The organism is Streptomyces sp. NPDC056231 (assembly GCF_048270745.1).
Classification (GTDB): domain Bacteria; phylum Actinomycetota; class Actinomycetes; order Streptomycetales; family Streptomycetaceae; genus Streptomyces.
In genome coordinates this window covers 115418-139255 of record NZ_JBLVKW010000002.1, presented here as the reverse complement: position 1 = coordinate 139255, position 23838 = coordinate 115418, and the positions used below count along the sequence as shown (strand labels likewise).

The 23838-nt window shown below is 70.4% G+C and carries 20 protein-coding genes; 13 read left to right on the top strand and 7 right to left on the bottom strand.

Annotated elements, in window-relative coordinates; genetic code table 11:
- Positions 1-33 precede the first annotated feature (33 nt).
- Positions 34-486, top strand: coding sequence for a protein kilB (locus ACNPQM_RS02565; RefSeq protein ID WP_418082691.1), 453 nt, complete (start codon positions 34-36; stop codon positions 484-486).
- A gap of 46 nt (positions 487-532) precedes the next feature.
- On the opposite strand, the gene ACNPQM_RS02560 is transcribed toward ACNPQM_RS02565, so the two are convergent.
- Both ACNPQM_RS02560 and ACNPQM_RS02555 read right to left on the bottom strand, forming a co-directional pair.
- Positions 533-2434, bottom strand: coding sequence for an MFS transporter (locus ACNPQM_RS02560; protein WP_418082690.1), 1902 nt, complete (start codon positions 2432-2434; stop codon positions 533-535).
- Between the two features lie 178 nt (positions 2435-2612).
- Positions 2613-5267: a serine hydrolase gene (locus tag ACNPQM_RS02555; RefSeq protein ID WP_418082689.1), complete on the bottom strand. Its 2655-nt coding sequence runs from the start codon at positions 5265-5267 to the stop codon at positions 2613-2615.
- A 194-nt stretch (positions 5268-5461) separates the two neighbouring features.
- Here ACNPQM_RS02555 and ACNPQM_RS02550 point away from each other — a divergent pair, with 194 nt between their 5' ends.
- The 3 genes from ACNPQM_RS02550 (at position 5462) to ACNPQM_RS02540 (ending at position 7700) form a co-directional block, all read left to right on the top strand.
- Positions 5462-6184, top strand: a complete 723-nt coding sequence (locus ACNPQM_RS02550) for a GOLPH3/VPS74 family protein (RefSeq protein WP_358858310.1) — start codon at positions 5462-5464, stop codon at positions 6182-6184.
- Positions 6185-6386: 202 nt separating this feature from the next.
- The gene (locus tag ACNPQM_RS02545; RefSeq protein ID WP_358858311.1) at positions 6387-7256 is read left to right on the top strand and encodes a helix-turn-helix domain-containing protein; all 870 of its coding nucleotides are present in this window, start codon (positions 6387-6389) and stop codon (positions 7254-7256) included.
- A 237-nt stretch (positions 7257-7493) separates the two neighbouring features.
- Positions 7494-7700 carry a DUF397 domain-containing protein gene (locus ACNPQM_RS02540; RefSeq protein ID WP_358858312.1) on the top strand — a complete coding sequence of 69 codons (207 nt, stop codon included), beginning with the start codon at positions 7494-7496 and terminating at the stop codon, positions 7698-7700.
- Positions 7701-7808: 108 nt separating this feature from the next.
- On the opposite strand, the gene ACNPQM_RS02535 is transcribed toward ACNPQM_RS02540, so the two are convergent.
- The gene (locus ACNPQM_RS02535; protein ID WP_418082688.1) at positions 7809-8648 is read right to left on the bottom strand and encodes a hypothetical protein; all 840 of its coding nucleotides are present in this window, start codon (positions 8646-8648) and stop codon (positions 7809-7811) included.
- An 80-nt stretch (positions 8649-8728) separates the two neighbouring features.
- On the opposite strand from ACNPQM_RS02535, the gene ACNPQM_RS02530 reads away from it, so the two are divergent.
- From ACNPQM_RS02530 to ACNPQM_RS02515, 4 genes are all read left to right on the top strand, one after another.
- A complete protein-coding gene (locus ACNPQM_RS02530; protein WP_418082687.1) occupies positions 8729-9511 on the top strand; it encodes an SDR family oxidoreductase in 783 nt (260 codons plus the stop codon).
- Positions 9512-9655: 144 nt separating this feature from the next.
- A complete protein-coding gene (locus ACNPQM_RS02525) occupies positions 9656-9940 on the top strand; it encodes a hypothetical protein (protein ID WP_418082686.1) in 285 nt (94 codons plus the stop codon).
- Positions 9937-10335 carry a hypothetical protein gene (locus tag ACNPQM_RS02520; protein ID WP_418082685.1) on the top strand — a complete coding sequence of 133 codons (399 nt, stop codon included), beginning with the start codon at positions 9937-9939 and terminating at the stop codon, positions 10333-10335. The genes ACNPQM_RS02525 and ACNPQM_RS02520 overlap by 4 nt, the downstream gene beginning before the upstream one ends.
- Before the next feature lie 221 nt (positions 10336-10556).
- Positions 10557-10742, top strand: a complete 186-nt coding sequence (locus ACNPQM_RS02515) for a DUF397 domain-containing protein (protein WP_418082684.1) — start codon at positions 10557-10559, stop codon at positions 10740-10742.
- 118 nt (positions 10743-10860) lie between these two features.
- Here ACNPQM_RS02515 and ACNPQM_RS02510 read toward each other — a convergent pair whose 3' ends face one another.
- Positions 10861-11493: a TetR/AcrR family transcriptional regulator gene (locus ACNPQM_RS02510; RefSeq protein WP_418082683.1), complete on the bottom strand. Its 633-nt coding sequence runs from the start codon at positions 11491-11493 to the stop codon at positions 10861-10863.
- An 87-nt stretch (positions 11494-11580) separates the two neighbouring features.
- Here ACNPQM_RS02510 and ACNPQM_RS02505 point away from each other — a divergent pair, with 87 nt between their 5' ends.
- The 3 genes from ACNPQM_RS02505 (at position 11581) to ACNPQM_RS02495 (ending at position 15859) form a co-directional block, all read left to right on the top strand.
- Positions 11581-13014, top strand: coding sequence for a purine-cytosine permease family protein (locus tag ACNPQM_RS02505; protein ID WP_418082682.1), 1434 nt, complete (start codon positions 11581-11583; stop codon positions 13012-13014).
- Positions 13015-13112: 98 nt separating this feature from the next.
- Positions 13113-14756 (top strand): amidohydrolase, encoded by a 1644-nt coding sequence (locus ACNPQM_RS02500; RefSeq protein WP_418082681.1) that lies wholly within the window; start codon positions 13113-13115, stop codon positions 14754-14756.
- On the top strand, positions 14753-15859 hold the full coding sequence (locus tag ACNPQM_RS02495) for a C45 family autoproteolytic acyltransferase/hydolase (protein WP_418082680.1): 1107 nt from the start codon (positions 14753-14755) through the stop codon (positions 15857-15859). Before ACNPQM_RS02500 ends, ACNPQM_RS02495 begins: the two co-directional genes overlap by 4 nt.
- A gap of 139 nt (positions 15860-15998) precedes the next feature.
- Here ACNPQM_RS02495 and ACNPQM_RS02490 read toward each other — a convergent pair whose 3' ends face one another.
- A complete protein-coding gene (locus tag ACNPQM_RS02490) occupies positions 15999-18581 on the bottom strand; it encodes a bifunctional FO biosynthesis protein CofGH (RefSeq protein ID WP_418082679.1) in 2583 nt (860 codons plus the stop codon).
- Between the two features lie 318 nt (positions 18582-18899).
- On the opposite strand from ACNPQM_RS02490, the gene ACNPQM_RS02485 reads away from it, so the two are divergent.
- Positions 18900-19295: a DUF6281 family protein gene (locus ACNPQM_RS02485; RefSeq protein WP_418082678.1), complete on the top strand. Its 396-nt coding sequence runs from the start codon at positions 18900-18902 to the stop codon at positions 19293-19295.
- An 87-nt stretch (positions 19296-19382) separates the two neighbouring features.
- Here the strand turns inward: ACNPQM_RS02485 and ACNPQM_RS02480 are convergent, their stop codons facing one another.
- On the bottom strand, positions 19383-19757 hold the full coding sequence (locus ACNPQM_RS02480) for a hypothetical protein (RefSeq protein ID WP_358858321.1): 375 nt from the start codon (positions 19755-19757) through the stop codon (positions 19383-19385).
- Between the two features lie 101 nt (positions 19758-19858).
- On the opposite strand from ACNPQM_RS02480, the gene sigJ reads away from it, so the two are divergent.
- Complete coding sequence (sigJ, locus tag ACNPQM_RS02475) at positions 19859-20827, top strand: RNA polymerase sigma factor SigJ (protein WP_418082677.1); 969 nt, start codon at positions 19859-19861, stop codon at positions 20825-20827.
- Positions 20828-21125: 298 nt separating this feature from the next.
- On the opposite strand, the gene ACNPQM_RS02470 is transcribed toward sigJ, so the two are convergent.
- Positions 21126-23648, bottom strand: a complete 2523-nt coding sequence (locus ACNPQM_RS02470) for an FG-GAP-like repeat-containing protein (protein ID WP_418082676.1) — start codon at positions 23646-23648, stop codon at positions 21126-21128.
- Between the last annotated feature and the right edge of the window lie 190 nt (positions 23649-23838).

Sequence of the window (23838 nt, the reverse complement as noted above, 5' to 3'; positions counted from 1 at the left end):
CGCCTCAGTACTGCTGTTCAGGAGGACTTCGCGATGTGGTCCAGCATCATTGCCGTGGTCGGCACACTCCTTGGGGGCGCGCTCACCGGGCTGCTTCAGATCAGGAGTACGCGGATCGCTCAGAGTGCTGCACGTGCTGACCAGAGGGAAGAAGCGCTGCGCAGGGCGCTGGGCGAATTGGTGGCCGCCCTGGGCGACCATCGGCGGGCTGTGTGGCACCGAGAAGCCCTTCGCCTGGACGGCGCGAGCGAGGAGGCAGTCGAGGCAGCCCGTGCGGCCTCTCGCGCCACGCGCTCGGCGGTGACCGGCCCACTGGTAGCGGTATCTGTCCTTGAACAGTCCCTCGCCGAGCCGGCTCGTCAGGCTGCCCTGGCCGCGTTCAGCCTCCGCGACGCCACCGACCACACCGTCCTGGCCACCCGCCGCGAGGCCGCCATCGCAGCAACCGACGAACTGATCGCCGCTGCAGGCCGAGCCATGGCCTGACTGCCCGGACGGTCGGGCGACGCAGCCCGGAGGCCCGCTGCACCGCTCAGCGAAGTTCCTCCGGGCACGGTGTGCCCGGCGAGAGCTGGTACGGCGCTGCCAGCCGGTACACCCCGGCGCGCGGCGCGAGCAGTTCCGTCCACTCGTCGCCGTCGGCGTCCTCGTCCACCTTGGTCAGGCAGCCGTTGGTGTTGACGAAGGCCCGCGGGCTGTCCTGGTCGGCGCGCTGCTTGGACGCCTCGGTCTCCTGCGGCCGCTCCACGCTCTTGCCCTCGTCGTCGACCAGGGCGAGCCAGCGCGAGTACGGAATCCGGATCAGCACCCGGCCCGCCCGCTTCACATGGATGGTCAGCTCGCCCTCACCGGCCCGTTCCACGGTCGCCGGCGGATCGGCCAGCGGCACCGGGCTGTCGACCTCGAAGAGCTGCCAGTTGGAGTCGGACCAGATCCTGCGCAGATACGGCTGCCCCTTCTGGACGAGCTCCGCCTCCTGCGCCGCGCCGGTGGCGTCCGGCTGCCCCTTCGGCAGTACTACGTAGTGCACGGCCCAGCGGTCGAGCCACTGGCGGTAGTTCGCGGAGTTCAGGGTGTCGTCGTAGAAGAGCGGGTTGCGCTCCATGTCGGCCTGCCGGTTCCAGCCACGGGCCAGATTGACGTACGGCGCGAGTGCGGACGCCTCCCGGTGGCTGCTCGCGGGCACGACCTCGACCCTGCCACGCTCGGCGCCGACCTCCTGCAACTCATTGACGAGCGGGGCCAGCTCCCGCGTCCAGGAGGCGGTGGGGGCGGTCCGGACGATGTCGTCGACGCCCTTGAAGCCGATCCAGAAGTTCATCCCGACGAACGCGAGGACCAGCGCGTACCAGCGTCGGGAGCGCGGCACCGCGTACGGCAGCGCGGCGAGCAGCACCACACCGGCGAACAGCATCGCCATCCGCGTGACGTTCGAGCCGATCTGCGAGTCGACCACATAGGTCAGCAGCGTCCCGACGCCGTACACGCCGGCTGCGGTACGGACCGTCTTCCAGTCGCGCGGTACGAGGACGAAGACGAGGACCGCGAAAAGGAACGGCAGCGACAGGGTCGCGATCGACATCGGCTGCGTACCGGAGAAGGGGAACAGCCACGCGGACAGCGCCACGACCGCGACCGGGGCCAGGCCCAGGGCGTATGCCCCGGGGCGCCGCTTGTTCAGGAACAGCGCTGCGGCGACCACACCCAGGAAGAGTCCGGCCACGGGGCTGCTCGCCGTCGCGAGCGCGGCCAGCGGGGCGGCGACGGCTGCCTTCGCCCACCGCCTACGGGGGGCGCAGCGACAGCTGCTCCGGTGGAGCCGGTGCTCGCACCGGAGGTAGGGCCAGCAGAACACCGCGGCCACCGCACCCACCGCGAACATCAGGCCGAGCCCGAACGTCACGCGTCCGGACAGCGCGTTGCACAGATAAGCGAACACCCCGGCGAGCGAGCAGGCGAGCGGATTACGGACGGCCCGCACCCGGACCAGGATCAGCGCGGTCAGCGCCGCCGACACGGTCCCGGCGACCATCATCGTCGTCCGCACGCCGAGCACCGACATCACATACGGCGACACGACGCTGTACGAGACGGGGTGCATCCCCCCGTACCAGGCGAGGTTGTACGCGGTGCCCGGATGCCGGCCGACGAACTCGGCCCAGGCGTCCTGCGCCGCGAGGTCGCCGCCGCTGTTCGCGAAGAAGAAAAACCAGAGGATGTGGGTGACCGCGGCGGCCGCCGTCGCGATGGTGACGGGGTGACGCAGCAGCAGCTGGGCGCGGATCCGCCGTGACACCTCGGCCCGGGGTTCCGGGGTACGCGGGGCCGGCAGCCGGACGCCCGTGTTCCCGCCACCGCTGCCGCTCGTCACGTCGCCTCGCACATCGCTGCTCCCGGCCGCCGCGCGGCCGGGTCTCGGCTCCGCAGTGGTCACTACGGTCTCTCCCCGTCTCCGCCGGCCCGGTAACCCTGTCCCCGTGCTTCGTGCCCGTGCCCCCCCATGCGGTACACGTGTGAGGACGCGGTCCGGCGCTCCCCGGTTGTCCGGGGACGCTAACACGTGCGCAACAGGGAAGGGGGTGCCGGGACCGGCACCCCCTTCCCTGCAGGCGTCAGCTGATCCGGGTCAACTTCTGGCCGAACGTCGGTGCCTTCATGTCCTGCTGGAGGGCCACCGGAGCACTGACCTTGCCGTCCCCCGATCCCACGGTCACCATGCCGACCTTCGTGCCCGCTGTCGCGGTGTTCGAGATCTTCTTGCCGTTCCCCGTCACGGACAGTTCGACCTTGAGGCCCGGCCAGCCGATCGCCTTGACGTTCTCCGTCGCGACCACCGGCGTTTTCCCGCCGAAGCCGTCGTCCACGTACCCGACGACGTCGCCCTTCTTGACGACTGTTGCGGAGGTGACGGCCTTCTGCGCGCTCTGGATGAGCTTGAGGCTCTTGTCCAGCGACTGCTGAAGGCTGTCGTAGACCCGGCCGGTACCGGCCTGCTGGCCCATGACGGCTCCGTAGATCCAGAGCTTCTTGCCATCCACGATCGTGTTGGCGGACCAGAGGAGGTTGCCGCCGGCCGGGGTGGAGGAACCCGTCTTGATGCCGCTCACACCGGGCTGCAGCAGAAGGGTGTTGTTGTTGTAGATCGTGCCGTCGATGCCCTCGATGTCGATCTGGGGTGTGTCGACGATCTGCCGGAACACATCGTTCTGCATCACTGCCTTGGCCAGCTTGAGCTGGTCAGCTGCGGTGGACACCGTGGTCTTCTTCAGACCGCTCGGGTCCGTGTATGTGGTGCTGTTCATCCCGAGCGCCTTGGCCGCGTCGTTCATCTTCGCCACGAAGGCGGCCTCACTCGTGGAGTCCCAGCGGGCGAAGAGACGCGCCGCGTTGTTCCCCGAGGGGATCATCAAGAGCTGGAGCAGCTGCTTCTCGGTGAGCCGCTGCCCCTCCTTCAGAGGGGCCGTCGACTCCTCCGGGCGCTTGGACTCGTCCTCCGCCTGCTGGTCGACGGTGATCTTCTCCCCCTCCTCCTTGCCCGTGAGGGGGTGGCCCTGGAGAACCACGTACGCCGTCATGACCTTGGCGACACTGGCGATCGGTACGGGCTTCTGCGCCCCCTCGGTACCGAGGGACCCGACGCCGTCCACCGTCACCGCGGACTGGCCCTGTCCAGGCCAAGCCAGGCTCGGGTCACCCCCCTTGAAGGTGTACGTCGGGTCGGCCGACAGCGCCAGGACGGGCGTCGGCAGCGGGCGCACAGCCTGCACGATCGCAAAGACGATCAGGAGGAGCAGGACCAGCGGGGTCCAGATCTTGACCCGGCGAACGGCGGTACGGACCGGCGTCTCCGGGGGCGGAGGCGTGTTCGTCAGCTCGGCCAGCAGGTCGAGCGGTGGCCGGGGCGGCATCGGCTGCTGCCGGGTGCGCTCGGCTCCGCTGAGCGAGGGAGCGGGGGCCGGCTCAGGGCTCGGCCGGGTGGCCGGGGCGGCTGCGGATCCGGTCGTTCCCGGCTTGCGGGGCGCCGGGGCGGGGCGTGCGTCGTCGCGGCGGAGCGGTACGAACTGGCTGGTGCGCTCAGCGGGGCTCTCAGGCTCCGGCTTCTCCTCGGACTTCGCCGAGGGGCGGGCGATCTTCAGCGCGGTCGTCGGCTGGTCGATCCGGTCGCGCCGGACCGTCTTGAAGACGGCCGTGGGCTGATCGATTCCGCGCTTGTCCGCAGTGGGCTCGGTGCCGTCGGTGTCGTCGGTGTCGTCGGTGTCGTCGGCGGGGTCCGCGACGTCGGCGTCGCTGGTCTCGGCACCCTTGGCCGCGGCGTCGGCGTCGGCGTCGGCGTCGTCAGCCGCCTCGGGTTCGCTGTCACCGGTATCGCCGGCGTCCTCGCCGGCGTCCGCGACATCGGCGCCGGTGGTCTCGGCACCCTTGGTCACGGCGTCGGCGTCGGCGTCGTCAGCCGCCTCGGGTTCGCTGTCACCGCCGCTCTTGTTGCCCTCGGACCCCTCGGCCTCCTCGGCGTCCGCGGACTCCGTGGCGTGGCTCTCCTCGCGCCCCTCGGAGACCCGGGTCTCGTCGGAGGCGTCGCCGGAGACCGCAGGCTCGTCCTCGTCCTCGTCCTCGTCCTCGTCCGTGGTTGGGACCGCGGCTGCGGCGTCATCGGACGCCGCAGGCTTGTCGGCGGCCTCGTCATCCGCATCGTGATCGGAGTTTGCGCCTGCTTCTGCTTCTGCGTCTGCATCTGCGGCGTCGTACGCCACTTCAGCCACATCCGACGCGTCCGCGCTCGATGCAGCCGGTTCGTCCGCGGTCGCGTCGGCGGAGTCCGCCCCGCTCACGTCCGCCTCTTCCGCCCGCGTGGGCATGTCGCTCTCCGCGACCGCCTCGGGCTTCGCGTCTGCGTCGGCGGCCTCGAGTTCCTCGGCAGCAGCGCCTGCGGCGTCGCCCTCACCCTTCCCCACCCATGCGGCCACCGCCGCACGCAGCCGCGCGTCGCCCTCCTCGGGCTCGGCAGGCCCGGACGGCGCGGAGGCCGCCTCGGGGCCCTCAGAGGCGTTCTCCGTGCCCTCTACGCCCTCGACGTCCTCGGCGCGCTCCGCGTCCTCGTCGCTCTCGACCGGCTTCGTACGGAAGACCGCCGTCGCCGTGTCCTGCTTGCCGCCAGGCTCCGACGGGGAGGCCTGTTCGTGCAAGACGGCGAGCCGCGGATCGCGTTCGCTCCGAGCCGTTCCCGACGACTTCTGCTGCCCCGACTTGTCGGGGGACTCGCCCGCCACCGATGCCTCCTCCGTGCGCTGCGGGGCCGCCCCCGCGCTGTCCGAACCATCTACCAGTGTCCTGTGTGAACCCTCGGCTGCGCTGCCAGACGAGAACGACATACCTGCCGGTTCCCGTACGAAGCACCCAGGCACTCTCGACAGACCAATGTGAGAGGGGTCACCCTGTCATTCATCCACGCGGGGAGGCATGGATGGGCAGGAGCCGCAGAACAATTCCGGAGGAGCTTCTGTTGCTCGCTCTGGACCCGACCACGGGTACCACAGCGCAGCCGCAGTCGCTCGACCTCGGCCTCGCCGGAGCTCAGCTAGTGGAGCTGGCTCTGGCAGGACGGATAGCCCCTGACGGGGATCGTATCGCCGTGGTGATGCCACGGCCGACAGGAGATCCGACTCTGGACTCCGCACTGGAACTGCTGCGCCGACGCGGCAGCCCGGTTCGGGCCGTCCACTGGATCGGCGGGCCCCGACTGGGGTTGCGCCAGACCTACCTCTCGCATCTGGAGCGGTGCGGCATGGTGCATGCCGTGGCGGGCCAGATGTGCGGGGTGTTGCCGACGACTCGCTACCAGGCGACGGACACGGCGATCAGCCGGGAGATCAGATCCCGGCTGGACAGTGCGATCCGCACCGGTGTACCGCCGGACCCGCGGACCGCGGCGCTCGCCGCACTGGCCCACGCGGTCGGTCTCGGCAAGCACCTCTACCCCGGGAACGAGGGGCGCTCCTCGCGCTCCCGGCTCCGGGACCTGATCAGACACGACCCGATGGGCGGTCTCGTGGCACACGCCGTGATGGACGTCCAGAACGGGGCGATCGCCCAGCCGCGCCGCAACCAGGCGGCGGGAGGGCCGTTGCAACCGCAAGTGCAGTCGCAGTCCCGTCGCGACAGCATGGTGCACACCGCTGCCCGCTGAGGCAGCCCGCACCACCGCACCGAATACCGCCGCACCGACGTCCCCAAGACCCGGTTCGGGAGCCGCACCACGCGCGGGGCAGCCGGCCCACCGGCTGCCCCGCGCGCCTGCGTGTGGCCATTTCCCAGCGCAACCGACCCCACGGGTGGCAATCTGCTGAGCAGTAGATACGCACAGCTACGTAGCCGGAGGTGCCGTTTCCGTGCCGTCCAACGTCAATCCCACCGTCAGGCGACGCCGGTTGGGCCAGGAATTGCGCCGACTGCGCGAGCTCAAGGGCATGACGGCCGAGGAGGTGGCGGAGCGGCTGCTGGTCTCGCAGTCGAAGATCAGCCGCCTGGAGAACGGCCGCCGTTCGATCAGCCAGCGCGATGTCCGTGATCTCTGCGGGGTGTACGAGGTCGCGGACCACCGGATCGTCGACTCGCTCATGCAGATGGCCAAGGACTCCCGCCAGCAGGGCTGGTGGCATGCCTTCGGCGACATCCCGTACAGCGTCTACATCGGCCTGGAGACCGACGCCGAGTCACTGCGGGTTTACGAACCGCAGGTGGTCCCCGGCCTGTTGCAGACCCGGAGTTACGCCGAGGCCCTGATCAACGGTGCGCTGCCGGAGGCTCCGCCGACCGATATCGACAAGCGCGTCAGCGTCCGTGCGCGCCGCCAGGACCGGATCACCACCCAGGAGGGGCCGCTGCGGCTCTGGGCGGTCATCGACGAGGCAGCGCTGCGCCGGATGGTCGGTGGCAGGCAGATCATGATCGAGCAGTTGGAACAGCTCGTCGAGCTGTCTCACCTGCCTCATGTGACGGTTCAGGTGCTGCCGTTCGACATGGGCGCCCACCCGGGCATCAACGGGCAGTACGCCATTCTGGAATTCCCGGATGCCGCGGACTCCAGCGTCGTCTATATCGAGGGCGTCACCAGCGACCTCTATCTGGAGAAAGCCAATGATGTGCAGCGGTACAGCGTCATGTACGAGCACTTGCGGGCACAGGCACTGAACGTGGAGCAGACCCGGCACTACATCGCCGACATCGCGAAGTCGTACGCCCAGCTCAGCACCGACTGACCGGCTGAACCACGCATTCCGCAAAGTCCGGTATGCGGCAAAAGGAACGATGTTGCGAGTGAGGCGACGGCACGGTACACCGTCGCCACATCAAAGCGGAAGGTCCGCATGGAATATGCCATCCGGTCGAGTGAATGGCCCTCTCACGCGCCGATGTTGGCGAGTAGCGTCGATCACGCCAACAGATACGCAGTTGGTTCGACTCACACAACTCTCTGAATCCGAACCGGAGTGAACATGGCTATTCGTCAGGGTGCCACGGAAAATTGGACGAAGTCGTCGTATTCCGGGGGCAACGGCGCTTGCGTCGAGGTCAAGTCCCCCCTCGTCCAGTCGATCGCGGTGCGCGACTCGAAGGCCCCGGAGGGTCCTTCGATCTCCTTCGTGCCCGGCGCGTGGAATGCCTTCGTGTCCGACATCGCAAAGGGCTCCGCCGACGTCTGATCCATGCCCACCCACAGAATGCGGTGCGGCACCGAAACGGCGCCGCAGGAAGCCCCCCTCGACTTCTCCGCCGTCCTGGCCGAGGGGGCCCGCCGCCGGACGGACCGGTCAGCGCAGCTGATCCACGTACCTGTCCGTGCCGGGCACGGTCGGGATGAACGGCGCCACCAGCTCCACGCGCCCCAGGCCGGATTCCGCAACCGCCGCGTCGAGCCCGGTGAAGTGCTCCGCCCAGCACTCCCGCGGGTCCTCCTGGAGGAACCAGAGCAGGGTGAGCCGGGTGTCGACGCCCTCGACCTGCTTTACATAGGTCATCCGGTCACCCGGCAGCGGCGTGGGACGGAAGACGGTCACCATCGCCGCCGGTGAGCCGCCGAGCCGCTTCGGCAGATGCCGGGAGCGCAGCCATTCCAGCAGCTCCGAGCGCTGCCCGGCCCCCTCGGCGTCGATCACCTGCAGCACGAGCCCGCGGTACGGGTGGTCGAGGGCGTGATAGTCCCGGGGGCCGGCGGCACCGTCGCGGTAAACCGTCGCCTCGTGGTCCTGGAACGCGGTGAACACGTGGGTGCGGTCCTGGTAGACCCGACCGTCCCGGTTCAGCCGCTTGTTGATCCCGACGGTCCACTTCATGTGGTCGCCGTGGCGCCCGTCCGTCACCCAGTACGTGGACAGGTAGCACCCGGCGCCGACCGGCTGCGCGACCGCGGACTTCTCCGGATAGCGCAGCTCCTGGAGCTCCCGGGTGGCCACCCAGCGCCGCCCGGCGAACATCCAGGGCATCGCCATCGCGCCCGCGTAGTAGTGGTCGTCCTCGTACCAGCGGTTGTACGCGTACTCATGGCCCGGGTGCGGTTCCACCATGGTGATCAGCGCGTGGCCGGGATGGACTCCGTACGGCCCCAGCGCGGCCAGTTCGGCGTACGTATCGCTGCGCGTCTCGTCACTCATGCCGTTCCCCTTCCGTACTCTGCTGCGGCGTCCTACTCTGACGCCCCGTCAGAACAACTGCCAGAGCCGGGAGGCACCCGATGCTGCTCGCGGGAAAGACCGTCATCGTGTCCGGCGTGGGCACCGGGCTGGGGCATCGGATCGCGGCGACGGTGGTCCGGGACGGCGGCAGCGCCGTCCTCGGAGCGCGTACCGCGGCCAATCTCGCCAAGTCGGCCGCCGAGATCGATCCCGAGGGCCGGCACACCGCCCATCTGGCCACCGACATCACCGACGAGGCACAGTGCGAGGCGCTCGCCGGACTGACGCTGAGGCGGTTCGGGCGGATCGACGCGGTGGTCCATGTCGCGGCCTGGGACAGCTACTTCGGCGGGGTCGAGGACGCGGACTTCGCCACCTGGCAGTCGGTGATCGATGTCAATCTGCTCGGCACGCTGCGGATGACGCGCGCCTGTCTGCCCGGGCTGAAGGAGCGGGGAGGCTCTGTCGTCGTCATCGGCACGCAGTCGTCGGTCGCCGCGCCCTCCCAGGTGCAGCAGGCGGCGTACGCGGCGTCGAAGGGCGCGCTCACCTCGGCGATGTACTCCATGGCGCGGGAGTTCGGCCCGCACCGGATCCGGGTGAACACCGTGCTGCCCGGCTGGATGTGGGGTCCGCCGGTACAGGCGTACGTGCAGTTCACCGCACACACCGAGGGCGTGCCGGAGGCCGAGGTGCTGGGCAGGCTCACCGAGAGGATGGCGCTGCCGGAGCTGGCCACGGACGGCGATGTGGCGGAGGCGGCGGTGTTCCTGGCCTCCGAGCGGGCCCGGGCGATCACCGGGCAGTCCCTGCTGGTCAACGCCGGCGAGCTGATGCGCTGAGGCGCCGCAGCGACGAGGGCGCCGAGGTGCTGATGCACCGACGCCGGCAGGCTTGCGCGGTCACTCTTGTACGGAAATCTCCGGGGATTTCCGTACCGCGGGACAACCGTCACCCATGGGCCGTAGCGGCTCTGTAGTGAAGCTATGGCTACTACGGCCATCCAGGTGCCGAAAGAGACGCGCGACCATCTCGCCCAGCCGGCCAAGGAGCGCGGGCTGAGCCTGGGCCAGCTCGTCGACCAGCTGGCCGCCCAGCAGCCCACCGCGGCCCAGATCGCCGAGCGTGTCGCCACTACCCGCAAAGTGCTGCGTGAACGCATGGGCTGCACCCTGACCGATGAGGAGTTCGATCACGGGCCGGACGTCCTGGCCAACGTGTATGCGATGGCAGCCGAGAAAATGCACGCCCGGCGGAGCACCGCCGCGTGATCATCCTCGACACGAGCGCGGTGTCGGCACTCGCACAGGGGCATCGCGCCCTGCACCATCTCGCCGACAATGTCGCCGCCACACCGGGCGACTGGCTGCACATCCCCGCCCTCTGCCTCATGCACGCCGAGGCGGACGACGAGGGGCTCGCGCGCAGCGTGCTCGCCCTCCCAGGCGTCCTGGTCGATCCGCTCGATCGGACCGCGGCGGCCACGGTCGGCGGGACGGTCCGGGACAGGTGGGGCAGCTCCGACATCTGTCACGCGCTGTACGTCGCGACACCCCACCAGGAAAGCGGCGGCATGTCGATCATCCTGACGGGCCGCGAGGGCGACTATCCGCCCGGCATCCTCACGGTCGACATCGACTCGCCCGGCATGCTGGGCTTTCACTGAGCCTCGGCTCGGTTTCCGGTCCGCCGTCGTCCGCGCGTCCTCAACCGTCAGCCGTCAGCCACGACCTCGCGGAGGACTTCGTCGGTGACGGGACCGCTCCGGTCGACGGTCCCCCCGTAGGTGGCGCAGGGCTCGTCCGGGATGCGCGCGCCCCTGCTCTCCGCCACCCGCAGCACTTCGCGCAGTGACTCGATGGCCCTGGTGAGCGCGAACCTGACCGCGTGCTCAGCACCGCGGCGTGGCGCAAGTCCAGCTACAGCGACGGCGGTGCCAACAACTGCGTCGAGGTGGCCGACGGCTTCCCCGGCCTCGTCCCCGTACGCGACAGCAAGATCCCCACCGCCCCCGCACTCGTCATCACCGCACCGGCCTGGAGCGCCTTCGTGGCGTTCGTCGCCGGGCGCTGACTCCCTGCACCACGCCGTCTCCGGCCGGGCCGCCCGCACGGGGCGGTCCGGCCGGAGACGCTCGCGGCGGCCCCGGTACCGGGACGGGGAGCGCCGGTTCCGATCCGCGATGCGGGTGTCAGGCGCGGGTGCGGAGTGTGCCCCGGGCGAGGCCGAGCAGGCGTTCGGCCGTTGCGATGGCCATGTCTTCGAGCACCGGATGGTCCAGCTGCGTGTCGTCGTTGGCGTACGCACCGAGACCGTCGACGGTGACCAGGATGTGCAGGGTCACTCCGAGCGCGTCGTCGGTCGTGAAGTCCCCGGTCCGGCGGCCTTCCTCGATGAGGTCGGCAAGGGCGGTGCGGGTCGCGGACTCCTGCGCGCTCACCGCCGAGCGCAGCCCGGACTTGAATCTGCTGACGTGCCGCGCGTTGAGCCACAGGCGGCTGAGGTCGCGGTATTCACCGTCGGTGAGACGCACGAGGAAGCGGGCGACCCGCTCGACCGGGGGAAGCCCGTGCTCGTCGCGCGGCAGGAGTGACTCGCGTTCCTTCGTCGCAGCGTGGGAGAACGCCTCGCTCACGAGGCTGTCCGCGGCCGGGAAGTAGTGGCCGATGAGTCCGGGGCGGACGCCCAGCGCGTCGGCGACGCGCCGGAGCGTGATGCGCTCCAGCCCTTCCTCCAGCGCGATGTCAGCTGCGGTCTGCACGATTTCCGCGCGGCGCTCGCCAGGCTGCTTCCGGGTTCGGGTCGGCTGAGGTCTTGACGTCATGGAGGACACGCTATTGGATGTGTGACCAACACGTAGTTGGCCACTTGCCCAATAGCGGCGCGCTGCCGACGGACCCGAGAGGCCTCGATGACGACGCAGAACCCCACTTCCTCCGCAAGACCCCTCGACGCGCACGGCTCCGAGCGCGCGGGACACCTGGAAACCCGGGGCATCGACCTGGTCCCCGCGGACGAGCGCGGCGGGCGGCCCCGCCAGTTGTTCGCGGTCTGGGCGGCACCGAACGTGAGCTACCTGAGCTTCGTCGTCGGTGCCACGCTGATCCTCATGGGGCTCACGCTCCCGCAGGCCGTCGGCGTGATCCTCGTCGGGAACCTGTTGTGGATCTGCACGGGCGTCGTCGCGGCGAGCGGTCCGGCCGCCGGCACGAGCGGGTCGGTCATCTCGCGTGCGATGTACGGGGTCGTGGGCAACAAGGTCGTGCTCGTCCTGACCGGCTGGCTCATAGCGGCGGCCTACCTCGCCCTGAACTGGTCGGCCGCCTCGGTCGCGGGCATCGGCCTGGCGAGCCGGTCCGGCCTGCCGGACAACCCGTCCGTCGACGCGGCCGTCATCTGCGTCATCGCCGGGGGGACACTCCTGATCGCGATCTTCGGGTACGCGACGATCGTCCGCCTCTACACCGCACTCAGCGTTCTCCTGACCGTCGTGTTCGTCGTCGTCACGGGGTACGTGCTCGCCGGTACCGACTGGTCCTACGCGCCGGCCGAGCCGCTCAGGGGGACCGCGCTCGCCGCGGCACTCGGCGCGGGTTTCACCATCATCGCCTCCACGCCGCTGTCGTACAGCAACAGCCCCGACCTCGCCCGCTACCTCCCCCGCGGCAGCAGCCCGGTCGCCATCGCCGGGTGGACGGCCTTCGGCGCGTACCTGCCGAGCATCATCTTCACCACCGTCGGCGCGCTCGCGGCGACCAGCCTCGACATGAGCGATCCGGAAGCCGCGCTGGAGAGCATCCTGCCGGGCTGGTTCATCCCCGTCTTCGTCATCGCGGTCGTCGTCAACACCATGACGAACAACGGCATGACGGCCTACAGCGCCAGCCTGTCCATCCAGTCGGTCGGTGTCCGCCTCGCGCGCATCCCGGCGGTCCTGATCATCGGCGTCCTCGGCACCGCCATGACGCTGTACGCGATCCTCGTCTTCGACTTCCTGACCAGCGTCAACACCATGCTCCAGCTCGTGGTCACCGTGACCGGTCCGGCCATGGCGGTGGCCGTGACCGACCTGGTCCTGCGACGCAACCGCTACAACGGCGCCGACCTCCTCGGACAGCAGCGCGGCGGCCCGTTCTGGTACCACCGCGGCGTCCACTGGGCAGGCGTCCTCGCGCTCGTCGTCGGCGGCCTCACGTCCGCGATGTGGGTGAACACCAGCTTCTGGACCGGCCCGATCGCGAAGGCACTGGGCAACGTCGACCTGGCGATTCCGTCCGGCATGATCGCCGCTGCCGCCTCCTACTGGGCGATGACTCGTGTCCTTCGCAGCATCCCGCGCAACTGACGCGCGCCCTTCGGCCGGTCCTGCGCGCACAAGCCCCGTACGCGCACCCGTGCCCCCGCACCCGTACACCGAACGCAGCGAGACCAGAAGGAAATCCTGTGCACGCCGACGTCATCGTGCTCGCCCGCCACGTAGAACATCTGGCCGAGGACGCCACCACTCCATCCGGGAACGGCAACGCGAGCGCGGTCGCGATCGCCGAGGGCCGCGTCATCGCGGTCGGCGACGCGCAGGCCCTCGAATCGCTGCGCGGTCCCGGCACCGCCGTCCACGCGTTCCCGGGAGCCACGGTCCTGCCCGGAATCACCGACGTCCACGCCCACCCCGTATGGGGGTCGATCTCGATCGGCAGCGGCGTGGACCTGTCCGGAGCGTCGACTCTCGACCAGGTGTGCACGCGCCTGGCCGAGGCCGCGGACACAAGGCCGGCGGACGAGTGGATCACCGGATACGACCTCGATGTGAACGTGTTCGACGGCGACCCGGCCGGCACCGTGTTCGCGGAGCGCTTTCCCGGAAGGCCGATCTCGCTGATGACGCGCGACGCGCACGCTCTCGTGGTCAGTCCCCGCGCCGTGGAACTCGTCGGCCTGACCGGCCGCGAGACGTTCACCGACGCCTCGTCGATCGAGACCGGTCCGGACGGCCGCCCGACCGGATTCGTGGTCGAACTCCAAGCCATGGACATGGTGTTCGCCCACTATCCCGACGTACCCGTGGACACGGCCGCCACATACGTGCGCCACCAGCTCGAACGTCTCGCGCGCAGTGGACTCACAGGCCTGCACGCGCTCGACTTCTCCGAGCCCTCCGAAGCGGTGTACCAGCGCATCGAGGAACAGGGGGACCTGCCGCTGCGCATCCGCTGCTCCCCGCTGGTGCCGGCCGACTCGTCCCCGGAGGTGTGGCAGCAGATCGCCGACCTCCAGGGCCGGCGCGGGCGGCGCTGGCACGTCGAAGGTGCCAAGTTCATGCTCGACGGGACGGCGGACAACGGCACGGCGTGGTTCGACCGCCCGGACATCCACGGTGAGAACCGTGAGCCGCTGTGGCGCGACATCGATGCGTACCGCGCCGCGATGCGGTTCTTCACCGAACGCGGCATCCCGACCGCGACCCATGCGATCGGTGACCGGGCCGTCCGGTTCGCCCTCGACGTCATCGAGGAAGTCGGCCGGGCCGCCCGCGCCCCGCATCGCATCGAGCACATCGAGTCCATCCCCGACGACCTGCTGAGCCGGTTCGCGGAACTCGATGTCGTGGCAAGCCTCCAGCCGGTGCACGCGACCCGGCACACCCGCGCCGACGGCACCGACAACTGGTCGCGGCGCATCGGGCCCGACCGCGTCGCGCACGGCTGGCGCACCCGCGACCTGCTGGACCACGGGGCCGTCGTGGCGCTCGGCTCCGACTGGCCCATCGGACCCGGTGACCCGCGCATCGGCCTGGCCGACTGCCAGGTGCGCCGCCCGGTCGAGGAACCGGACGCGGCACCCGTGCAGCCCGGGCAGGCGATCTCCGTGCGCGAGGCATACACCGGCATGACGGTCGCTGCGGCGTACGCAGCCGGCGCGTCCGACGAACTCGGGCGGATCGCGCCGGGCTGCCTCGCCGACCTCACTGTGTTCGCGGCCAATCCGCTCGACCTCGCCCCCGAAGCACAGCCCGGCAACGCCGTCCTCGCGACGGTTGTCGGCGGTGTGGTGCAGCTCCACCCGAACACCGCGAAAGGACGCTCGTGACCACGACGCCGATCCCCCGCCCCGAACACCGCCGCCACGTCGAGGCCGCCGACGCCGACCCGCACGACCGCGGCGTCGCCCGCGGTACGCAACTGCGTGACGGCATCCCCGCCGCGATCGACGTTTACGACCGGCTCTTCGCCCTCGGCGGTATCGCTCCCGCCCAGGTACGCGAGGACGCCGAGCGCGCCCTCGACACCATCGGGCGGTTCCGCCCGGGAGCGCGCGCCGAGATCGAGGGCATCGCCCGGGGGGCCGGCGCCGAGCCGTGGCACATCGCCGCCCTCAACGCGCGCACCGAGATCCTGGCACGCAGCGCCACCGTGCCGCCCGGCGAATGCACCACGATCGTGCGCCGCATCGTCGGCGACGGCGGTTCGGCACCGCGCACGTTCGGCGTCCAGACCTGGGACTGGCACATCGAGCTGAACGCCCTGTGGCACACGCTGGAGGTCCGCGGCGGCCGGCACGGCTTCGTCGGCCTCACCGAGAACGGCATCCTCGGCAAGATCGGCGTCAACAGCGCTGGTCTCGCCCTCCACTTCAACATCCTCGGGCACGTCCGCGACAGCGTCGGCGGCATCCCCATGCACGTCCTCGCGGCGATCGTCCTCGAAGAGGCGGGCAGCGTCGCCGAGGCCGTCGAGATCGTCCGCAGCGCACCCCTCGCATCATCCGGGTCGTTCGCGCTGTTCGACGAGGCGGACGCCGTCCTCCTCGACCTCAGCCCGGTCGGCGTGTTCGCCGTGCGGCCCGAACACGGCACGCTCGTGCGCACGAACCACTTCCTGACACCGATCCCGGCCACGGACGAGAAGACGTGGCTCTACCAGCCCGATTCGGGCGAGCGCCACGACTTCGTCCGCGCACGTCTCATGCGCACGCAGCCGCCGGCCACGCCCGACGAGCTCGCCGGCTGCCTCGTGACGGGGGACGGCGAACCGCCGGTGACCTGCCTGCCCGACCTGGACAGACCGCTCGGCCAACGCTGGGCGAGCCTCGCGACCGTCACCCTCGAACCCGCGACGCGCACCGCCCGGATTCTCGACGGCACACCCGCCGACATCGGCTCGCGCGACTGGCGCATCCTGGTCGCCGGCTGATCCGGACGCGGAGGTGCACGCCGCCTTCCGGGTACGGGCCAGGGCGGCGGCGCCCTCCTGAACAGCGGTCCGGTTCGCCGTCGGCCACCACGGGCGGCGCCTCCGGTGTCGTCGCCCCGGTCCGTGGCCGGGCCGGGGCTCAGTCCGACAGCACGGGAAGCAGCTCCGGAAGGTGTCCGTCGGACGCGGCGGCCGCCGCCACCCGTTCCTGCGGCACCTCCCCGTACAGCGTCGTACGCGGCCTCGCCGGGCGCCCGGCCAGTTCCGCGATCGCGACCAGGTCCTGAATGGACCGGTACGAGCCGTAACTCGATCCCGCCATCCGGGAGATGGTCTCCTCCATCAGCGTCCCGCCCAGGTCGTTGGCGCCCGAGCGCAGCATCTCGGCCGCACCCTCCGTGCCGAGCTTCACCCAGCTGGTCTGGATGTTGGTGATGTGCGGGTGGAGCAGCAGTCGGGCCATGGCGGTGACGGCCCGGTTGTCGCGGTCGGTCGGGCCGGGGCGGGCGATGCCGGCCAGGTAGACCGGGGCGTTGGTGTGGATGAAGGGGAGGGTGACGAACTCCGTGAAGCCGCCGGTCTCCTGCTGGAGGCGGGCCAGGGTCCTGAGGTGGCCGAGCCAGTGGCGGGGCTGGTCGACGTGGCCGTACATCATCGTCGACGAGGAGCGCAGGCCCACCTCGTGCGCGGTCCTGATGACCTCCAGCCAGGTCGCCGTGGGCAACTTGCCCTTGGTGAGGACCCAGCGGACCTCGTCGTCCAGGATCTCCGCCGCCGTGCCCGGGATCGAGTCGAGCCCGGCCTCCTTCGCGGCGATCAGCCAGTCGCGGATGGACATGCCGGTGCGGGTCGCGCCGTTGACGACCTCCATGGGCGAGAAGGCATGTACGTGCATGCCGGGGACGCGTTCCTTCACCGCGCGCGCGATGTCGAAGTACGCGGTGCCGGGCAGGTCCGGGTGGATGCCGCCCTGCATGCAGACCTCGACCGCGCCGACGTCCCACGCCTGCGCGGCCCGGTCGGCGACCTGGTCCAGCGAGAGGGTGTAAGCGTCGGCGTCGGTGCGCCGTTGGGCGAAGGCGCAGAAGCGGCAGCCGGTGTAGCAGACATTGGTGAAGTTGATGTTCCTGGTGACGATGTACGTGACGTCGTCACCGACCACGTCACGGCGCAGCGTGTCCGCGATCCGGCACAGTTCATCGAGCGCCGGTCCTTCCGCGTGGAGCAGGGCGAGCGCCTGCTCGTCGGTGAGCTTCGTCGGGTCGTCGGCGGCCTGGCCGAGCGCCTGGCGTACGTCGGCGTCGATGCGGGACGGGACCATGCCGGGGGCCGCCGCCTCGCGCAGGGCCTCCCAGTCCCCGTAGACCTCGTCGAAGTCGTCGCGGCGGTCGCCGGTGCGGCCCTCCGTGTCGATGGTGCGGTGCAGGTCGGTGCGGCCGGAGGCGCCGAACTCCTCGTCCGGCTCCTGCCAGGGCAGGCCGGCGGGGATCGCGCCCTCCTTCGCGAGGCCCGTCTCCGGGTCGGCGAGCGCCCGGACGTGCGGGAGGAGGCGGGGGTCGAGCCAGGGCTCGCCGCGCTGGATGAACTCCGGGTAGATGGTGAGGCGTTCTCGGAGCTCGAAGCCCGACTCGGCCGTCTTCGCGGCGAGTTCGTCGATGTGCGGCCATGGACGCTCAGGGTTCACATGGTCCGGGGTGAGCGGTGAGACACCGCCCCAGTCGTCGATCCCGGCGCCGATGAGCAGTGCGTACTCCGCGTCGACGAGGTTCGGCGGGGCCTGGATGCGGGCGGAGGGGCCGAGGATGTGCCGGGCCACGGCAATGGCTGCGGCCAGCTCCTCCAGTTCGGCGTCCGGCATCCCGCGCATCGCCGTGTCCGGCTTGGCGCGGAAGTTCTGGACGATGACCTCCTGGATGCCGTGGTAGGCGCGGGCGGTCTTGCGCAGCTCGAAGAGGGAGTCGGCGCGCTCCTCGTACGACTCGCCGATCCCGATCAGGATGCCGGTCGTGAACGGGACGTTGGACCGGCCCGCGTCTTCGAGGACGCGGAGGCGGACGGCCGGTTCCTTGTCCGGGGAGCCGTGGTGCGGGCCACCCGGCTCGGACCACAGGCGGGTGGCCGTCGTCTCCAGCATCATGCCCATGGAGGGGGCGACGGGCTTGAGCCGCTGGAGGTCGGTCCAGGTCAGCACGCCCGGGTTGAGATGCGGCAGGAGGCCGGTCTCTTCGAGTACCCGGATCGCCATGGCGCGTACGTACGCGAGGGTGTCGTCGTACCCCTCGGCCTCCAGCCACTCCCGCGCCTCGGGCCAGCGGTCCTCGGGCCGGTCCCCGAGGGTGAACAGCGCTTCCTTGCAGCCCATGGCCGCGCCCTTGCGGGCGATGTCGAGAACCTCGTCGGGCGACAGGAACATCCCGTGCCCGGCCTTGCGGAGCTTGCCGGGCACGGTGACGAAGGTGCAGTAGTGGCACTTGTCGCGACAGAGCCGGGTCAGCGGAATGAAGACCTTGCGCGAGTACGTGATGACGCCCGGCCGGCCAGCGGCTTCGAGGCCGGCGTCGCGCACCCGGGCGGCGGACGCGGCAAGGTCCGTCAGATCGTCGCCGCGTGCCTGGAGCAGGACGGCGGCCTCGGTCACATCGAGGGCGACGCCGTCACGGGCTCGCTTGAGCGCGCGCCGCATGGCGTTGGTGGTCGGGCGTCCGCGCTGGGGATCGGTCATGAACCGAGCATACGAGCGAGGCCCCCACCCCGGGCCGGGGCCTCCACCGGGTCACCCGCCCCGGGTGCTGGTGCCCAACCGGCGTGCGCCGGCGCCCACCCAGCCCGTCCGGCACCTGAGGGCGGAACCATCGCCACGGTTACCGGGCACCCCATCAGGGCCGGCCGGTGCGAGCCGGACCGTGGGCGGGCTTCACGCCCCTGGTCCGAAATGGGTCCGTGGTGCAGCAGGGGAACCCGATCCGGGTCGCCTACGTCAACTGAACGCCGGAGCTGTCGACTTGCCTCGGCCGGCCTTAATCGAACTGAGGGGACGCGCATGAACTGGACCGGGCGATCCACGGGCCTGCTGCTGGCAGCGAGCATGGTGATCTCAACAGCCGCGTGCACGGCCGACAGCAGCAGTGGCGGGGCGGCGTCGGGTTCCTGCGTGAACCGGTTCACCTACCAGGAACGAACGTACCGAGACGTGGCGAACGTCGACTTCACAGTCGGGGCGAAGCTCGGCGTCGCCACCCAACCTCCCTGCGACGACACCGGCGGCCAGGACAAGACCGATGAGACGGGTACTGCACAGACTGCCTACGAGGTGCATGGCATCTCGCCCGAGGTGGCCATCGCGGTCGGGAACACACCCGCGGAGGCCTCGTTCTTCGCCGCCTACTCCGGCGCGGACGTCCCGCCCGAGGTGCAGAAACTGGTGGACGGCTCATGATGCGGAGCGTGACGCGAGCACGGCCCGTCACGGCTCGATCCGTGCCCACTGGGCATCGGTCAACGACAACACCCGGACCAACTGGCCTCAGCGCCGGGCCAGCGCCAGCACACTCAGACCGAACATCAAGACACCCAGGGGGAGATGGACCGACGGGACGTGCGCGATGCCGAGCACGACCTGGACCGAGGCGAGTACGAGGAAACCTGACGCGTGCCAGACAGGCCGGGGTGAGCCGCCGCCCGGCTTCCACGCCAGCACCGCCGCGAGCACGTACAGCATCGACGCCCCGTACATCACACGGGCTCCGACACTGTGCAGCGTCTCTCCGTAGGACGAGGTCAGCAGCAGTCCGGCGGAGACCGCCTGAAGGAAGATGGTCAGGGTCTGCAGGGCGATCGCGATCTGCAGGAACGAGGAGCCGCGCTGTGCGCTCGCCGTCGCCGTCACCTGAGTGGCCATGTCGCAGTCCCCTTTTCCGCCCTCGGGCAGTGGATCGATAAGGTCTCACCAACCCGACGACGCGGGCCTGCGAAAGGTAAGGCGAGGGGGCGGCCGGAAGCATGGGGACTGCCAGGACCAGCACAGATGAGGCAGTCGGCGAGCGACGCCAACTGATCAATGTCGCTTACCGGCTGCTCGGTTCGGTGACCGAGGCCGAGGACGCCGTACAGGATGCCTACACACGCTGGTACGGACTGCCACGAAGCCGGCAGGAGGAGATCCTGTCCCCCGGCGCCTGGCTGACGACGGTGACCAGCCGCGTCTGCCTGGACCTGCTCGGCTCGGCGCGGGCCCGCCGTGAACGTTATGTCGGCGCGTGGCTGCCCGAGCCGCTGCCCGACCGCACCGAGTGGGACCACGCGGGCGGCGCCGACCCCACCGGCCCCGCAGACCCCGCAGACCCCGCAGACCCCGCCGACCAGATCGTCCTGGACGAGTCGGTGACCATGGCCTTCCTCGTCGTCCTGGAGTCGATGACGCCCGCCGAGCGGGTGGCGTTCGTCCTGCACGACGTCTTCCGGTACCCGTTCGCCGAGATCGCCAACGTTCTCGCCCGGACCCCTGCGGCCTGCAAGCAGTTGGCGGCCTCCGCCCGGCGGCGGGTGAGCGTCGCGCGCGCTCCCGTGACGGCGACCGGTCAGGCCGACGTGGTGAGGCACGTCAAAGAGGCATGGGAGACCAAGGACATCGCAGCCCTCGTCGGCCTCCTGGACCCGGCCGCCGTGATGACCGCCGACGGCGGCGGCCTGGTCGGCACCGTCCTGCGCCCGGTCGAGGGCGGCGCGCACATCGCCCAGTACATGGTCGCCATTGCCGATAAGGCTCCGGGGCTCGAACTCCTGGAGCGGTCGGTCAACGGTGTGCCGGGCCTGGTGGCCCAGCGTGCCGGCGTCGTCATGACCGTAGCCTCGTTCGACGTCTCCGACGGGCGCGTCACCCGGATCTGGGCGGTCCGCAACCCGGAGAAGCTGCGGCCGTGGGCGTGGGAGGGCGGTGCTCGAACCCCGACCGCGGAGATCAAGCGCTGACCAGGCATTTCCTCCCACTGGGTACAGGTGGGGTCCGGGCGATACGGTTCGTCCGTGTGCTGATTCTCCGGGCAGCGGCCACGTGCCGTCGCAGACCGCCCGTCCGACGCAGCGGGCGAGCGCCCGGTCGGCGACGCGATCCTGGTGCTGCCTTGAGGACGTCAAACGAGCGGTCTCCAAATACAACGCACGCGGACCTGCCATCGACCAGGCCACCTACAAAGCCACCATCAGCGTCAACATGCTCACGACCGACCCTTGGCAGCACCCAGCCCGCCCTGACTGAACGGCGTTGTGGCTAGAACAGGGCCTTGTAGCTGTTGAAGCCGGTGTTCACCTTCTTGCCGGCGCTGAAGGTGCCCTTGCCGGTTCCGTAGTACCGGTAGAGGTTCCCGGCCGTGTCACGGGCGATCAGGTCGGCTTTGCCGTCGCTGTTAAGGTCGCCGGTGCCCACCAGCACGTTGTACGAGGAGCCCCAGTCGTTGGCGAGCTTGACCCGCGCCTTGAAGGTGCCGGAGCCGGTGCCGTCGTAGCGCCACAGCTTGTTGGACTTGTCCTGCGCGAGCAGGTCGCCCACGCCGTCGCCGTTGAGGTCTCCGGTGCCGACGATCTTCTTGTAGCCGCGCCAGTCCGCGTACAGCTTCACCCGCGAGGCCAGCTTGGCGCCGCTGGCGCCCTTGTACAGGTACACGGCGCCGGTGGAGCGGTTGCGGGCGATCATGTCCGGCCGGCCGTCCTTGGTGACGTCGCCGACCGGGGTCAGGACGTCGTACTGGCCCCACCCAGTACCGAGCGTGGTGTAGGGGGTGGAGGTGGACGGCGCCGCCCCGCAGCCCGGCTTGTACAGCCGCAGGCTGTCGCCGGTGCGGACCAGCAGGTCGTTGCAGCGGTCCCCGGTCAGGTCCCCGAACGGGACGGCGATGATGGAGGAGGACCAGCCCGAACCGGACTTGCCCGTCCTCAGGTCGCCTGCGGGCAGCGAGCCGTAGAGGTACTGGAGTTTGCCCGTGGAGGTCAGGGTGAGCACGTCGCCCAGGCCGTCCGGGGTGCCGCCCAGGCTGCCGAAGTCGCGGTGGACAGCGGCGCCGCCGGTCACGGACAGGGAGCCGGTGGCCAGCGTCGAGCCGGTGCCGGATCCGGCCTGGATGGCCTTCAGGGTCCAGGTGAGACGGCCGTTGGGGGCCAGGGCGCCGGAACTGGTACGGCCGTTCCAGGCCGCGGTGATCGACGTGGAGCCCGGGGCGCCGGTGAGGGTGCGCAGGGTCCGGCCCGCCGGATCGGTCAGGGTCAGGGTCCAGTTGGTGACCGCGGAGTTGGTCGTCCACTGCGGCGCCCACACGGTGCTGCTGGAGGAGGAGCCCTTGAGGTTCGCCTTGCCGGGGACCGTGGAGTAGGTCACGGCCAGCTTGGGCCAGGCGGCCCGGACGGCGTCGAGGGACCGCTCCCCGCCGTTCCACGCCGAGTCCCAGACGGCGGTGACCCGGTCGCCGCCCGCGGACGCGATCTCGGCGTGCTCGGAGCCGTAGCCCGGCAACCCGCGGGCGTCGGTCCAGGAGCCCCCGATCCGTGAGGACTGCATCACGGAGGTCGTGGACGAGTTGGCGTTGGGCTGCAGCCACACGGCGTGGACCGAGCCGTCCCGTGCGATCGATACGTCGTACTGGGTCTTGGGGTACGCGGTGGAGAGGGTCTTCGGTGCCCCCCAGGTGCCGGAGGAGGAGTCGAAGCTCACCGCGCGGATGCTGGTGCTGCTGCTGCCCTGCGCCTCGTCGTACCAGACCAGGGTGATGTCCCCGTCGGGGCCCTGCTGTGGCTCCGGGGTATCGGTGGGGACGCCGTTGCCACCGGTTCTGAGCCCGGACACGGCGGTCTCCGGGGCGGACCACTCCTCGCTCGCCGAGGCGCGGTGGCTGACCTGGAGGCTGCCGTTCGGGTCCTTCCACACCATGTTCACCTGGCCGAAGGCGGTCGTACCCAGAGCGGGGGCGCTCATGACGTAGGCGGGCGTGGCGGCAGCGGTCGGAGTACCCCAGACGCCGGTCTCCGCGTCCCGGGAGTTGGTCATCACGCTGAGGTTCCCGTAGGAGTTCATCGTGTACGCGACGACCGCGTTGCCGCCGGCGTCGAGGGCGATCTGCGGTCCGGCGGCCACGGAGCCGGAGTACGCGCCCACGTTGCTGGCCGGGAGGGAGTTCTTCCAGGTGCCGTCCGCCTCGCGGGTGGCGATGTACACCTCCCCCGTCTTCGTGTTCAGCGGGGTGGACACCCATGCCGCGGCGACCTGGCCACCGGGGCCCTCGGCGAGGTCGAGGGAGTGAATCGCGACCTTCGCCCACAGGTCGATGATCGGGGTGGCAGCGGACCACCCTGAGCTCGACCCGGCGGGCAAGGAGGCACTGAGAACCCGCGTTTCGTCGGTGTAGGTGGTGTAGGAGTTCGGCCGCTCGGTCCACAGCGCGACGACCGAGCCGTCCGCGCGGGCCAGCAGCTTCGCCTCGCGCTTGTCGTGCGGCGAGGTTCCCAGCTGTGCGGGGTTGCTCCAGGTGTCACTGCCGGCGGGCCGCGTGGCCGCGTACAGGCGGTAGAGATTGGCGCCGGCGTCGTACTGGTCCCACAGGGCGACGGCGGTGCCGTCGGTGGTGACGACGAGCTCCCGCAGGACGGTCTTGGCCTTCGCCAGGGACACCACGGTGGACCACGGGGCCGGTGTGGCGGCGTACGCGGTGCCCGTCGGGAGGGCGGCGGTGGCGCTGAGGACGAGCGAGGCGGTGATGAGCGCGGACGCGGTGGCGCGGCCGCGCGGGAGGGCAGTTCTGCCCACGGTTGGTCCTCCTTCTCTTCGGGGGCCCGTTGCCCCCTGAGCGGCCGGGGGCAACACACGGCGGCGGCCCTGCCGGGCCTGCCCCCGCCCCCCGGTAACAGCTGAGACCACCGAGCTGGCCGAAGAGTTGTGCGGGGCGTGGAGGTGGAGCCACCTCCCAGCGGTAGCAGGGCACATGATCGCTCGGGCA

Bases quoted from the DNA above. Each gene is read 5' to 3' on its own strand.
- ACNPQM_RS02505 (WP_418082682.1), top strand. From the start codon at position 11,581: ATGACGACGCAGAACCCCACTTCCTCCGCAAGACCCCTCGACGCGCAC.
- sigJ (WP_418082677.1), top strand. From the start codon at position 19,859: ATGGGGACTGCCAGGACCAGCACAGATGAGGCAGTCGGCGAGCGACGC.
- ACNPQM_RS02530 (WP_418082687.1), top strand. From the start codon at position 8,729: ATGCTGCTCGCGGGAAAGACCGTCATCGTGTCCGGCGTGGGCACCGGG.
- ACNPQM_RS02485 (WP_418082678.1), top strand. From the start codon at position 18,900: ATGAACTGGACCGGGCGATCCACGGGCCTGCTGCTGGCAGCGAGCATG.
- ACNPQM_RS02480 (WP_358858321.1), bottom strand. From the start codon at position 19,757: ATGGCCACTCAGGTGACGGCGACGGCGAGCGCACAGCGCGGCTCCTCG.
- ACNPQM_RS02535 (WP_418082688.1), bottom strand. From the start codon at position 8,648: ATGAGTGACGAGACGCGCAGCGATACGTACGCCGAACTGGCCGCGCTG.
- ACNPQM_RS02510 (WP_418082683.1), bottom strand. From the start codon at position 11,493: ATGACGTCAAGACCTCAGCCGACCCGAACCCGGAAGCAGCCTGGCGAG.
- ACNPQM_RS02540 (WP_358858312.1), top strand. From the start codon at position 7,494: ATGGCTATTCGTCAGGGTGCCACGGAAAATTGGACGAAGTCGTCGTAT.
- ACNPQM_RS02550 (WP_358858310.1), top strand. From the start codon at position 5,462: ATGGGCAGGAGCCGCAGAACAATTCCGGAGGAGCTTCTGTTGCTCGCT.
- ACNPQM_RS02565 (WP_418082691.1), top strand. From the start codon at position 34: ATGTGGTCCAGCATCATTGCCGTGGTCGGCACACTCCTTGGGGGCGCG.
- ACNPQM_RS02525 (WP_418082686.1), top strand. From the start codon at position 9,656: ATGGCTACTACGGCCATCCAGGTGCCGAAAGAGACGCGCGACCATCTC.
- ACNPQM_RS02490 (WP_418082679.1), bottom strand. From the start codon at position 18,581: ATGACCGATCCCCAGCGCGGACGCCCGACCACCAACGCCATGCGGCGC.